Here is a 12,853-nt window from a genome sequence, read left to right on the forward strand (position 1 = left end):
CCCGCCCCCCCCCCGCCGAGTGGATGCCCAGGTGCGCTGTTGGGGCGAACAGCGCAACTGGGCATCCACTCGGCGGGGAGGGGAGGGGAGAGGGGGACTCGGTGGGCGTGGATGTTCGGGCAGGGCGTCGGTAGCGTCAGGGACAGACAGGACGGGCGGTGCAGGTCGAGCCCGTCGACGCACAGCAGCGAAGGAGCGCAGGACATGGACGCAATGAAGACGAACGCCGCCGGACGCCAGATGGTCGCCGTGGTCACCGGGGCCTCGACCGGGATCGGCGAGGCCACCGCACGACGCCTGCGCGCCGACGGCTGGATCGTCTACGCCGTGGCGCGGCGCGCCGAGCGCCTGGAAGCGCTGGCTCAGCAGACCGGGGTGATCGCGGCGGCGACCGATCTCACCGTGCAGGAGCAGGTCGATGCCCTGCGCGATCGCGTGCTGAGCGAGCAGGGCGCCCTGGACGCGCTGCTGAACATCTCCGGCGGCGCGCGCGGCACCGACCGGGTCGCGGATGCCAAGGACGAGGACTGGCAGTTCATGTACGACGTCAACGTCATGGGCACCATGCGCCTGATCCGCGCCTTCCTGCCGGCGCTGCGCGACAACGGCGAGGGCACTGTGCTCAACCTGACCTCGATCGCCGGCTGGCGGGCCTACGAGGGCGGCTCCGGCTACAACGCCGCCAAGTTCGCCGAGCGCGCCATGACCGAGGCGCTGCGCCTTGAGGAGGCCGAGAACAACCTGCGGGTGATCGAGGTGGCCCCGGGTCTGGTGCACACCGAGGAGTTCTCGCTGATGCGCCTGGGCGGGGATCAGGCGGCCGCGGACAAGGTCTACGCGGGGGTGGACAAGCCGCTGACGGCCGAGGACGTGGCCGAGGTCTGCGCCTTCTCGGTGAACCTGCCGCACCACGTGGACCTGGACACGATCACCGTGAAGCCGGTGGCCCAGGCCGCCCCGCACAAGATGATCCGGAGCAGCTGAGGAGCCTTCAGCGGGTGTATGCGGAGGAGCCTTCAGCGGGTGTAGGCGGTGCCGGTGACCTCGCAGCCGTCGTCCGAGTGGAAGGCCTGGACCTGGGAGAGGAAGGAGCCGGCGTCGGTGCCGTCGCAGGCGCTGTGGACGTTGGAGGCATAGGCGCCCACGCCGGCCAGGACGCTGAGCACCAGCAGGAAGGCGAGCACTGCGCTGAGCAGAGCTCGGCCGTTGAGAGCATCGGTCATGCGGGCACCTCCTGCACTGCTGTCTGCGACCCTCGGACGATCACTCCCTGCGATCGTCGCCCCCGGGGCGCGGTGCCGCCGCCTGCGGCACCTGTCGGTCGGCTGCGGCGCCCTCCGCCGCAGCGGGTCTGCCGGGCCCGGATGCGTGTCGAGGACAGCATCCGGCGACGGACCACGAGACAACGTAGCGACCCGCACGAGGGCCGCGAGCCGATTCGAGGGGAAAACCGATAACGATCCGGTCACTGTGTGCCGATTCGTTGATCTGGGTCACACCTGGGGCGCGGCTGGGCAAGAGTCCTGTCACAGCAGGAGCTTCAGGACCCGAAGACCACCGTGCGGTCGCCGTTGAGGAAGATCCGCCCCTCGCAGTGCGCCTGGACGGCCCGGTGCAGGACGGTGCGCTCCACATCGGCTCCGGCCTGCACCAGGTCGTCCTTGGAGTGCCCGTGGTGCACGCGGGTCACGTCCTGCTCGATGATCGGACCCTCGTCGAGATCCGCGGTGACGTAGTGCGCGGTGGCCCCGATCATCTTCACGCCGCGGTCGTGGGCGCGCTGATACGGATTCGCGCCGATGAACGACGGCAGGAACGAGTGGTGGATGTTGATGATCGGGGTGGGGGCCTTCTGCAGGAACTCGTCCGAGAGGATGCGCATGTAGCGCGCCAGCACGATCAGGTCGACATCCTCGCCGATCGCCTCGAGCACCGCCGCCTCGTGCTCCTGCTTGGACAGTCCCTCGTGCGGCACCACGACGAACGGGATGCCGTGGAACTCGCACAGCTGACGGTGGACGTCGTGATTGGCCACGACCTTCACGATCGACCCGCCGAGCTGCCCGTCCTGGGCCCTGCGGATCATCTCGTTGAGGCAGTGATCCGTCCGGGAGGCCAGCACCACGATGCGCTGCTGCGCCGGGTGCGGGCGGATCTCCACCTCGGCGTCGTCGATCGAGGCGGTCAGCCGCTCGCCCAGGCGCCGGAACTCGTCGTCCTCGGCCGCGGGCGAGGCGAAGAGCCCGGAGGATGCCTCGATGACCGCGCGCACGAAGAACGAGCCGTCGTTCGTGAACTGATCCAGCTGGTTGATGTTCAGACCCCGGTCCGCGAAGGCGGTCGTGATGATGGAGACCAGTCCGGTGCGGTCGGGGCAGGAGACGCGGACGATGCGCTGGAGCACGGCACTTCCTCGAGGGACGTAGAGGCGGGGGAACGAAGGGATATCGTCCCACAGGCGCCCGCACGGCGCGGCCATCCCGACGTGCCGCAGGTGTGGGCCGTGGCCTATGATCGAAGGCAGAACGTGAGCAGAGATCCGGCCATCACCGGGGAGCTCTTCGGAAGAACGGGGCCTGCGCCCTCAGTAGAGCCGAACGGGTCGGGCCCGACACAGCCTCGGGAATCGAGCGGCTCGCCTGCTCCCGGACACGGGGGCGGCGGGCAAGCGAGGTGGTACCGCGTCGAAGACGGCCGTCACGCACGGCCACGGCGTCCTTGCAGCAGGGACCCGCGGAGCATGGTCCGCGGGAACGAGGACGACGCACGACCAGGACGGACCACATGAGCGCACAGCATCCCCTGTATCCCAAGGCGAGCACCGGCGAGACCCGCGGCGTCCCCGCCTCTCCGCGCTTCCCGCAGATCGAGGAGCGGGTGCTCGAGTACTGGAAGCAGGACGGCACCTTCCAGGCCAGCATCGACCAGCGCCCGGCCGGGGAGAACGGCTCCAACGAGTTCGTCTTCTACGACGGCCCTCCGTTCGCCAACGGCCTGCCGCACTACGGCCACCTGCTCACCGGCTACGTCAAGGACCTCGTGGCCCGCTTCCAGACGCAGCAGGGCCGTCGCGTGGAGCGCCGCTTCGGCTGGGACACCCACGGCCTGCCCGCGGAGCTCGAGGCCATGAAGCAGCTCGGCATGACGGACAAGGCCGAGATCGAGGCCATGGGCATCGACCGCTTCAACGACGCCTGCCGCACCTCCGTGATGACGTACGCCTCCGAGTGGAAGGACTACGTCACCCGCCAGGCGCGCTGGGTCGACTTCGACAACGACTACAAAACCCTGAACCCCGACTACATGGAGTCGGTCATCGGCGCGTTCAAGGCCCTGGACGACAAGGGCCTGGTCTACAAGGGCTACCGCGTCCTGCCGTACTGCTGGAAGGACGAGACCCCTCTGTCCAACCACGAGCTGCGCATGGACGACGACGTCTACCAGGAGCGCACCGACCAGACGGTCACCGTGGCCTTCCGCCTGACCGGCGAGGTCCAGGACGAGACCGCCGGCGACCTCGAGCTGGCCGCTCAGCTCGCCGGCGCCGAGGCCTTGGCCTGGACGACCACCCCCTGGACCCTGCCCACGAACCAGGCGCTCGCGGTCGGCCCGCAGATCTCCTACGTCCTGGTGCCGGGGCGCGGCGAGCTCGAGGGCCGCCGCTTCCTGCTGGCCCAGGACCTGCTGGGCGCCCACGCCGAGGCACTGGGCTTCGAGTCCGCCGAGGAGGCCGCGGCCGCCGTCGAGCGCACGCTGCAGGGCGCGCAGCTCAAGGGCCTGCGCTACGAGCCGCTGTGGGACTACCTGCGCGGCCTGCCGGGCACGGCCGTGGCGCTGGCCCCGGGGCAGTCGCTCGAGAAATCGTGGCAGATCATCGTGGCCGACTACGTCACCACGACCGACGGCACGGGCATCGTCCACCAGGCCCCGGCCTACGGCGAGGACGACCAGATCGCGTGCGCCGCCCACGGCATCCCCGTGGTGCTCTCCGTCGACGAGTCCGGTGCCTTCTTCGGCTGGTTCGCCGACGGCTCCGTGCTGCCGGGCACCCCGCTGGGCCCGATCGCCGATCGCAACGTGTTCGACTCCGAGGTCTCGCGCACGATCATCCGCGATCTGCGCGAGCGCGGGCTGCTGGTGAAGCAGCAGTCCTACGCGCACTCCTATCCGCACTGTTGGCGCTGTCGCAACCCCCTGATCTACCGCGCGGTGGACTCCTGGTTCGTGGAGGTCACGCGCTTCAAGCAGCGCATGGTCGAGCTCAACCAGGACATCAACTGGATCCCGGGCAATGTGAAGGACGGGCAGTTCGGCAAGTGGCTCGAGAACGCCCGGGACTGGTCGATCTCGCGCAACCGCTACTGGGGCTCGCCCATCCCGGTGTGGGAGTCGGATGATCCGGCCCACCCGCGCCGCGACGTCTACGGCTCGCTGGCCGAGCTCGAGGCGGACTTCGGCCGTCTGCCGCGCAATGCCGAGGGCGAGGTGGACCTGCACCGGCCCTGGATCGACGAGCTGACGCGCCCCAACCCGGATCACCCGGAGGCCACCATGCGCCGGGTGCCCGAGGTCCTCGACGTGTGGTTCGACTCCGGGTCGATGCCCTATGCCCAGGTGCACTACCCGATGCAGAACCGGGAGTGGTTCGAGACCCACAACCCGGGCGACTTCATCGTCGAGTACATCGGGCAGACCCGCGGCTGGTTCTACACGCTGCACATCCTGGCCACGGCGCTGTTCGACCGCCCCGCCTTCCGCAATGTGATCTCCCACGGCATCGTGCTGGGCTCGGACGGGCAGAAGATGTCCAAGTCCCTGCGCAACTACCCGGATGTCTACGAGGTCCTGGACCGCGACGGCGCCGACGCCATGCGCTGGTTCCTGATGTCGAGCCCGATCCTGCGCGGTGGCAACCTGATCGTCACCGAGGAGGGCATCCGCGAGGCCGCCCGCCAGGTGCTGCTGCCGCTGTGGAGCACCTGGAACTTCTTCAGCCTCTACACGAACGCCGCCGACGGCGGGGCCGGCTACGACGCCCAGCCCCGGTACAGCTCCGATCACGTGATGGACCGCTACGTACTGGCCCGCACCGGCGCCGCCGTGCGGGAGGTCGAGCGCCACCTGCAGGACTACGACGTCTGGGCCGCGGCCGAGGCGCTGCGCGCTCACATGGAGCTGGTGACCAACTGGTACGTGCGCCGCAGCCGCGATCGGTTCTTCGAGGAGGACCGCGAGGCCTTCGACGTCCTGTGGACCGTGCTCGAGACGACCGTGCGCATGGCGGCCCCGCTGCTGCCGCTGGTCAGCGAGGAGATCTGGCGCGGGCTGACCGGCGGGCGCTCCGTGCACCTGACGGACTGGCCCGACGCCGATCGGTTCCCCCGCTCCGCCGAGGACGAGCGCCTGGTCCAGCTCATGGAGACCACGCGTGCGGTGTGCTCGGCGGGCTCGTCGCTGCGCAAGGCGCACAGCCTGCGCGTGCGCCAGCCGCTGGCCGGCATGACAGTGGTCGTCCCGGACGGCCAGGCGCTGGCCGGCACGTTCGAGTCCATCGTGGCCGATGAGCTGAACCTCAAGTCGGTCGAGCTGCGCGACACCGCCAGCACGAGTCCCGCGGACTACGGCATCTCCCAGCAGCTCAAGGTCAATGCCCGCGCGGCGGGCCCGCGCCTGGGCAAGGGCGTGCAGGCCGTGATCAAGGCGGCCAAGGCGGGGGACTGGTCCACCGCCGAGGACGGCACCGTGACCGCCGGCGGCGTCGAGCTGGCCGAGGGCGAGTACGAGCTGCAGACCGTGGTGGGAGAGGACGCGGCGGCCGAGACCGCTGTGACCGTCCTGCCCGGCGGCGGGTTCCTGGTGCTCGACACCGCCCTGACCCCGCAGCTGCAGGCCGAGGGCGTGGCCCGCGACATGGTCCGCGCCGTGCAGCAGGCCCGCAAGGACGCCGGGCTGCAGGTCTCCGACCGCATCCGCACCACGATCACGGACACCGCCGAGGTCGTCGCGGCCGTGCAGGAGAACCGCGAGCTCGTCTCCGGGGAGACGCTGTCGGTCGAGCTCGAGCTGATCGAGACCCCGGACCCGAAGCAGTCGGGCATCACGGTCGCCGTGGTGGCCTCGGCCGGATCGGAGGGCGCGCTGTGAGCATCGATCCCCCCGAGAGGAACGCTGGCGCAGCCGCCGAGGACGCCGACCTCGGCGCCTCGGCGCTGAGCCAGGACGACTCCGTGTGGGCCTCGCCGTCGGTGGGCTCCATCGAGGATGTGTACCGGCAGCTGCTGGCCCGCGCCCCGGAATCTGCCATGGAACCGCGGATGGAGGCGGTCGAGCAGGCCGTCGAGCTGCTGGGCGATCCGCACCGGGCCGCCCCGGTCATCCACATCACGGGCACGAACGGCAAGACGTCCACAGCGCGCATCATCGAGGCGCTGCTGCTGTCCCAGGATCTGCGGGTGGGCCGCTACACGTCGCCGCACCTGGAGTCGGTGACCGAGCGCATCTGCCTGGACGGCTCCCCGGTGACCGAGGAGACCTTCGTGCGGGTCTTCGCCGAGATCGCCCCGCTGATCTCGGTCGTGGACTCCGGCCTGGAGGCCGAGGGCAAGCAGAGGCTGACGTACTTCGAGCTGCTGACCGTGCTGGGCTTCGCGATCTTCGCCGACGCCCCCGTGGACATCGTCGTGCTCGAGGTGGGGCTGGGCGGGCAGTGGGATGCCACCAACGTGGCCGATGCCGCCGTCTCGGTCATCACGCCGATCGACCTGGATCACACCGAGCTGCTGGGCGACACGGTGGAGGACATCGCCCACGAGAAGGCCGGGATCCTCAAGCCCGAGGGCTTCCTGATCTCGGCGGCCCAGGTCCCGGAGGTCGCCGACATCCTGCTCGAGCGCGCGCAGGAGCTCGGGACCCCGTTCCGCTTCGAGGGCGTCGAGTTCGGCGTCACCGAGCGCACCCCGGGCGTCGGCGGGCAGCAGCTGTCCATCCGCGGCCTGGCCTCCGAGTACGAGGAGCTGCTGCTGCCGCTGCTCGGAGCGCATCAGGCGCAGAACGCCTCGGTGGCAGTCGCCGCCGTTGAGGCCTTCGTGGGCGGAGGGGAGCGCGCCCTGGATCTCGAGGTCGTGCGCGACGCCTTCGCCGCCGTCACCTCGCCCGGGCGGCTCGAGCTGATGCAGCCGTCGCCGCCGGTGATCCTGGACGCAGCCCACAACCCGCACGGGGTCCGGGCCAGCGCCGAGGGTCTCGTGGAGTCCTTCCACCCCGAGCGGCTCTACGCCGTGGTGGGGGTGCTCGCCGAGAAGGACGTCGACGGCGTCCTGCGGGCCCTGCACGACGGCTACGACCACGCCCGGACCCAGTGGTGGTTCACCCGCTCGAGCTCGCCGCGGGCTGTGGACCCCGAGCAGCTCGCGGAGGCCGCGATCGCCCTGGGCTTCGACGAGGCCGCCGTGCGCACCTCGTCGAGCATCGGCGAGGCTATCGAGGAGGCCCTGTCGGCCGCACGCGCGGAATCGGCCTCGGATTCCGAGGGCAAGGGCGAGTCGGCCGTGCTGGTCACCGGCTCCATCACCGTCGTGGGCGAGGCCCGCGAGATCCTGGGGAGGTGAGCGCCGTGGCGCAGAAGCAGCGCAGGCTCAGCCGCAAGCAGCAGCAGTGGCGCCCGGGGCAGCGCAAGAAGCCGTCCTCGGTCATGGTGATGTTCGGGGCCACCACGCTGCTCATGGAGGCCTTCGTCGTGTTCTTCGGCGGACTGGCGGCCTTCGGGATCTGGGGTGCTGGACACACCGGACGCGTGCCCGTGCTGATCGGGGCCGCCGTGCTGGGGATCGTCTTCGTGGTCGGCTCCGGCACCGTGAGCCGTCCGTGGGGCCCGGCCTTCGGCTGGATCCTGCAGCTCGTGATGCTGGCCACCGGATTCGTGTTCCCGCCCATGTTCCTGGTGAGCGTGCTGTTCGTGCTGTGCTGGTGGTACTCGCTGCGCACCGGTCGGCGCCTGGACCGCGAGAAGCGGCAGCGCTACGAGGCCGAGCTCGAGTGGGATCGGCGCCACGGGCTGGGCTGACAGGCTCCGCAGCGATGGCGAGGGTGGCGACCGCATCATGCAGTCGCCGCCCTCGCCGTCTCGTCCGGGCTGCGCGCTCGAGCCTCAGTACGCGCCGCGCGCCGTGACCACGGCACGGACCGTCTTCACGAGGATCAGCAGATCCTGGACCATCGACCACTGCTCGACGTACAGCAGGTGCAGGCGCACCGAGTCCTCCCAGGAGAGGTTGGAACGGCCGGAGACCTGCCACAGCCCGGTCAGTCCGGGGCGCACCAGCAGACGGCCCGCGATCACGACGTCCCCCTGGCGCGCGTGTCGACCGACTGCGTCTTCGACGGCTCCCTGCCGCTGGATCAGGAGCACGCACCCGAGCACCCCGTGGCCCCGCTGGCCCCGCGGGGGATCGACCCTGCCGTCGTCGATGATCAGCACGGCCGTCTCACCTTCGCCGCCGACCTGACCGTGGTCCTGCTGGACCTCGTGGTCGAGCAGGCCCCCTACGGCACCCGGCACGTCACCAACGCGGGAACGGCCATGAGCTGGTTCCAGGGGGTGCGCGCGGTCTTCGAGCTGACGGGCCACGATCCGCAGCGGGTGAGCCCCGTCAGCACGGCGGAGTTCTTCCGGGACCGTCCCGGTGCGGCGCCGCGCCCAGCGCATCCAGTTCGACGTCCGCGTCGCCCGCTCGCGCCTGCGAGAATCGAGAGGCCGTCATCGCCGCCGCCTTCTCCAAGAGGACTCCATGACCACTCCCGTCCTTCCAGTGCCCGAGCTCGAGCCGACCGTTCAGCGGCTGCTCAGCGCGCTTCGACCCCTCCAGGACGACGCCGAGGCCGAGCGCACCCGCGAGACCGCCCGGCAGTGGCTGGCCGGCGACGCCCCCGTGCTGCAGCAGCGCCTGCTGGACTTCGCCCGGCGGGAGGACGCCGCCGGACGCAGCTGGCTGTCGCGGGAGTGGCTGCGCGGCTACCTGCGCACGCGCGAGTCCCTGCCGCTGAGCACGAGCGTGGGCTTCCAGCTGGCCGACGAGCCCGGGACTCCCGGCCTCGACCGCGCAGCCCGGTTTATCCACCGCGCGGCCGCCGTCCACCTGCAGCAGCTGCGCGGTGAGACCCCGGTGGAGGTCAGCCCGCGCGGTGCGCACCTGTGCATGCAGCAGTGGGAGGCCCTGGGCGGCGGGCTGCGGCACCCGCAGGCGGGCATGGACGAGATCCGCCGGCCGCGGGTCGAGGCCGCCGACGCCGAGATCGGCATCCTCCACCGCGGGCGCCTCCGAGTGCTGCCGATCGCCGATGCCGACGGCCAGCCCCGCAGCGCCGCCTGGATAGCGCAGGCGCTGCGCACGATCGTCGCCGCTCCGGGCGGTGCCCGGGACGAGCTGCCCTTCGGCGCGGTCTCCTGGCTGCCCGCCGACGACGCCGCCGAGATCCTCGAGGAGCTGCTGCAGGACTCGGCGAACGCGCGGACCTACGACCGGCTGTCCCGCTTGGTGTACACGGTGGACCTGCAGGAGCAGCAGCTCACGGATGAGCAGCACCTGCAGCACCTGGCCTTCGGCTTCCACGACGCCTGGGTGCGCAAGCCCATGTCCTACGAGATCGCGCTGCACGACTCCTTCACGGGCGTGCACGTGGAGCACAGCACGATCGACGGGGCCACGGTGCTGGCGGCCGTGGGCCGCATGCAGCAGGTCGAGATCCACGACGCCCCCGCCGCCGTTCCGGAGCTGGTCATCGAGGCCCCGGAGCTCGCCTGGTCGATGACTGCGGAGCAGGCCCAGCGCATGCGCACCGGGCTGGAGGGCGTGTCTCAGGACGCCGAGCCGCTGTCGGTGCGCCTCGTCACGGTGCCGCGCATGTCAGCACAGGAGCGCCCGTTCAAGATGAGCGACGACGCCGTCCAGCAGCTGATCTTCACGATCGCCCAGCAGCTGGCCTTCGGGCGGGTGCGCAGCGTCTACGAGTCGGTCGACGTCCGCGAGTTCCAGGCCGGGCGCACCGAGTGCCTGCGCCCGGTGACGGCCCAGGCCGTCGAGCTCGCGGCCGCCGCCGTGGAGGGCATCGCGACCCAGGAGCAGCTGCGCGCTGCGATCGAGGCGCACAAGGACTGGATCAAGGCGTGCAAGGCGGGGCACGGCCCGCAGCGCCACGTCACCGGCCTTCGGCTCATGGCGGATGAGGACCAGGTGCGGAAGGGGCTGCTCGGGGATCCATCGCTGGAGGCGCTCTCGGAGGACTTCCTGTCGACCACCTCGGTGGGCGGGGCGCAGTCCATCGTGCGCTACGCCTTCGCCCCCACCTCCGCGGCCGGTTTCGGCATCGCCTACACCAAGGGCGAGCGCGAGTTCGAGTTCTGCCTCAGCTTCCGCGCCGACACGGCCGAGGACCCCGACAGCTTCGCCGAGGCGCTGGTCGAGGCCGCGCAGCTGCTGTGGTCCGTTGTCGGGACGCCCGCGCGCTGAAGCGAGCTCCGGGCCCCACTAGGGTGGTCCTGGAGACCTGAACACCGCGCCCGTCCAGGGCGCACGGCAGAGACGGAGAAGCACCGAATGACCGAGCGCACCCTCATCCTGGTCAAGCCCGACGGCGTCGAGCGCGGCCTGACCGGCCAGGTCCTGGCCCGGGTCGAGGCCCGCGGCTTCCGCCTGGCCGAGCTCAAGAAGCTCGACGCCACCCGCGAGATCCTGGAGCAGCACTACGCCGAGCACCAGGGCAAGCCGTTCTTCGAGCCGCTCGTCGAGTTCATGATGTCCGGGCCCGTGGTGGCCGCCGTGTTCGAGGGAGAGTCCGTGATCGAGTCCTTCCGCGCCATGGCCGGGGTGTCCGATCCGGTCAAGGCCGCCGCCGGGACCATCCGCGGCGACCTGGCCCGCGACTGGGGCGAGAAGGTCCAGAAGAACATCGTGCACGGCTCCGACTCCTCCGAGTCCGCCGAGCGCGAGATCGGCATCTGGTTCGCCTGAGCTGAAGTCCTCCGCAGCATCACGACGGCCGCACCGATCCGCTCGGTGCGGCCGTCGTCGTACCTGCCGCGCGGCGACGCGCCGGTGGGGTGTGAGCCGTTGCACACTCACGGGGCGCACCAGTAGGTTGCTGAAGGTCCCGTGCACGCGCGCACGGAAGACGATCCCACCCCCGAAGGAGACGCCGTGAGCACCCCGGAGCGCAGGGCTCAGGACCTGCTGGAGCAGGTCAGCGGCACCGGCATCCCGGTCGCGCAGCTGCTGTGCGACCGCCACGATCCGCAGGCTGTGGCCTTCACGGTCGTCGAGCAGGACCTCTCCCGCCGCGATCTGACCTACGGGCACCTCACCGAGCGCTCGCAGCGCGCGGCGGCGGCACTCGCCGAGCTCGGAGTGGGACCCGGTGACCGGGTCGCCACGCTGATGGGCAAGGGCGAGGACCTGGTGGTGATGCTGCTGGGCATCTGGCGCCTGGGCGCGATCCACATCCCGCTGTTCACAGCCTTCGCCCCGTCCGCGATCGCCCAGCGGCTGCTGCCCAGCCAGCCTCATGTGGTGGTGTGCGACGCCTCCCAGCGCTCCAAGCTGGACTCCGAGCAGCTGCGCGGCGAGGACGCCGGCTGGACCGTCGTGACGGCCGACGACGGCTCCGGCGAGCCCGTCGTGGCCCCGGCGCTGGAGCAGCTGATCGAGCAGCAGCAGGCAGGCCTGCCGGCAGCGCTTCGCGACGGCGACGATCACCTGGTGCACATCTACACCTCCGGAACCACGGGATCGCCCAAGGCGGTCCCGGTCCCAGTGCGCGCGCTGGCCGCGTTCGGCATCTACCTCGAGTACGGGCTCGACGTGCGCGCGGACGACGTCTACTGGAACGCGGCCGATCCCGGATGGGCCTACGGCCTGTACTACGGGCTCATGGGCCCGCTGTTCATGGGGCGGGCCAACATCCTGCTGCGCGGCGGCTTCAGCCCCGAGCTGACCTGGCGGCTGATCGCCGAGCTCGGCGTCACCAACCTCGCGGCGGCTCCGACCGTGTACCGGGTGCTGCGCTCCAGGTCCGCTCCGGACCAGCCGCTGAGCGTGCGCGTGGCCTCGTCTGCCGGAGAGCCCCTGAACCCGCAGCTGGTCGAGTGGGCCGAGCAGCATCTGGGCACGGCCATCCGCGACGATTACGGCCAGACCGAGATGGGCATGTGCATCGTCAACGGCTGGCACCCGGACGTGCTGCGCCCGATCGAGCCCGGCTCCATGGGCCGGCCTCTGCCCGGATTCGCAGCGCAGGTCCTCGAGCTCGAGGCGGATCGGCCCGCCCCTGACGACGAGCCCGGCCGCCTGGCGATCGTCCTGCCGGACAGCCCCCTGATGTGGTTCACCGGCTACGTGGACGAGCCCGAGCGCACAGCGCAGCGCTATTCGCGCGACGGGAGCCTGTATCTGACCGGGGATCTGGCCCGCAGGCTGTCCTCGGGGGCGTTCGCCTTCACCTCGCGCGACGACGACGTCATCCTCATGGCCGGGTACCGGGTGGGCCCGCTCGAGGTCGAGTCGGCGCTGATGGGCCACCCGGCCGTGGCCGAGGCAGCCGTGATCGGCGTGCCCGACGAGCTGCGCGGCGAGGTCGTGGAGGCCTTCGTCGTGCTGCGCGACGACGTGCAGCGGGCGGACGGCCTGGGCGAGGAGATCGCCCGGTTCGTGAAGACCGAGTACGCCGCGCACGCCTTCCCGCGCAGGGTCCACCTGGTCGACGAGCTTCCCAAGACCCCGTCGGGCAAGGTCCAGCGCAATGTGCTGCGCGCCCAGCGCAAGGAGCAGGGCGCCGGGATCGGCGAGCGCTCCTGAATGCCGAT

General features: G+C 70.9%; 9 protein-coding genes and 2 pseudogenes. 8 read left to right on the forward strand and 3 right to left on the reverse strand.

Annotation, left to right across the window (positions count from 1 at the left end; translation table 11 throughout):
* Positions 1–204 precede the first annotated feature (204 nt).
* Positions 205–984, forward strand: a complete 780-nt coding sequence (locus FFS25_RS08255) for an SDR family oxidoreductase (protein ID WP_058871010.1) — start codon at positions 205–207, stop codon at positions 982–984.
* 32 nt (positions 985–1,016) lie between these two features.
* Here FFS25_RS08255 and FFS25_RS08260 read toward each other — a convergent pair whose 3' ends face one another.
* Both FFS25_RS08260 and purU read right to left on the reverse strand, forming a co-directional pair.
* Positions 1,017–1,223 (reverse strand): hypothetical protein, encoded by a 207-nt coding sequence (locus tag FFS25_RS08260; protein WP_006214623.1) that lies wholly within the window; start codon positions 1,221–1,223, stop codon positions 1,017–1,019.
* A gap of 317 nt (positions 1,224–1,540) precedes the next feature.
* Entirely contained in the window at positions 1,541–2,404 is an 864-nt protein-coding gene (gene purU, locus FFS25_RS08265) for a formyltetrahydrofolate deformylase (protein WP_171004146.1), read from the reverse strand.
* Between the two features lie 380 nt (positions 2,405–2,784).
* Here purU and ileS point away from each other — a divergent pair, with 380 nt between their 5' ends.
* The 3 genes from ileS to FFS25_RS08280 all read left to right on the forward strand — a co-directional run bounded on the left by ileS (position 2,785) and on the right by FFS25_RS08280 (position 8,062).
* Positions 2,785–6,144: an isoleucine--tRNA ligase gene (ileS, locus tag FFS25_RS08270; protein WP_137802539.1), complete on the forward strand. Its 3,360-nt coding sequence runs from the start codon at positions 2,785–2,787 to the stop codon at positions 6,142–6,144.
* A 101-nt stretch (positions 6,145–6,245) separates the two neighbouring features.
* Complete coding sequence (locus FFS25_RS08275) at positions 6,246–7,607, forward strand: bifunctional folylpolyglutamate synthase/dihydrofolate synthase (protein ID WP_137802606.1); 1,362 nt, start codon at positions 6,246–6,248, stop codon at positions 7,605–7,607.
* A gap of 5 nt (positions 7,608–7,612) precedes the next feature.
* Positions 7,613–8,062: a DUF4233 domain-containing protein gene (locus tag FFS25_RS08280; protein ID WP_137802540.1), complete on the forward strand. Its 450-nt coding sequence runs from the start codon at positions 7,613–7,615 to the stop codon at positions 8,060–8,062.
* Positions 8,063–8,146: 84 nt separating this feature from the next.
* On the opposite strand, the pseudogene FFS25_RS13795 reads toward FFS25_RS08280, so the two are convergent.
* Positions 8,147–8,326 (reverse strand): annotated as a pseudogene (locus tag FFS25_RS13795) (sugar transferase); the annotation flags it as partial.
* A 180-nt stretch (positions 8,327–8,506) separates the two neighbouring features.
* Here FFS25_RS13795 and FFS25_RS14150 point away from each other — a divergent pair.
* The 4 genes and pseudogenes from FFS25_RS14150 to FFS25_RS08300 all read left to right on the forward strand — a co-directional run.
* Positions 8,507–8,644 (forward strand): annotated as a pseudogene (locus tag FFS25_RS14150) (dTDP-4-dehydrorhamnose reductase); the annotation flags it as partial.
* A gap of 142 nt (positions 8,645–8,786) precedes the next feature.
* Entirely contained in the window at positions 8,787–10,505 is a 1,719-nt protein-coding gene (locus tag FFS25_RS08290; RefSeq protein WP_137802542.1) for a choline/carnitine O-acyltransferase, read from the forward strand.
* A gap of 87 nt (positions 10,506–10,592) precedes the next feature.
* Entirely contained in the window at positions 10,593–11,006 is a 414-nt protein-coding gene (gene ndk, locus FFS25_RS08295) for a nucleoside-diphosphate kinase (protein WP_006214630.1), read from the forward strand.
* Positions 11,007–11,192: 186 nt separating this feature from the next.
* Positions 11,193–12,845 (forward strand): AMP-binding protein, encoded by a 1,653-nt coding sequence (locus FFS25_RS08300; protein ID WP_137802543.1) that lies wholly within the window; start codon positions 11,193–11,195, stop codon positions 12,843–12,845.
* Positions 12,846–12,853 lie beyond the last annotated feature (8 nt).

The sequence above is a fragment of the Kocuria sp. 2SI genome (assembly GCF_005502825.1).
GTDB classification, from domain to species: domain Bacteria; phylum Actinomycetota; class Actinomycetes; order Actinomycetales; family Micrococcaceae; genus Kocuria; species Kocuria palustris.

What these genes read in the sequence shown, in the direction of transcription:
- FFS25_RS08255 (WP_058871010.1), top strand. Translation starts at nt 205, where the DNA reads ATGGACGCAATGAAGACGAACGCCGCCGGACGCCAGATGGTCGCCGTG.
- FFS25_RS08260 (WP_006214623.1), bottom strand. Translation starts at nt 1,223, where the DNA reads ATGACCGATGCTCTCAACGGCCGAGCTCTGCTCAGCGCAGTGCTCGCC.
- FFS25_RS08290 (WP_137802542.1), top strand. Translation starts at nt 8,787, where the DNA reads ATGACCACTCCCGTCCTTCCAGTGCCCGAGCTCGAGCCGACCGTTCAG.
- ndk (WP_006214630.1), top strand. Translation starts at nt 10,593, where the DNA reads ATGACCGAGCGCACCCTCATCCTGGTCAAGCCCGACGGCGTCGAGCGC.
- ileS (WP_137802539.1), top strand. Translation starts at nt 2,785, where the DNA reads ATGAGCGCACAGCATCCCCTGTATCCCAAGGCGAGCACCGGCGAGACC.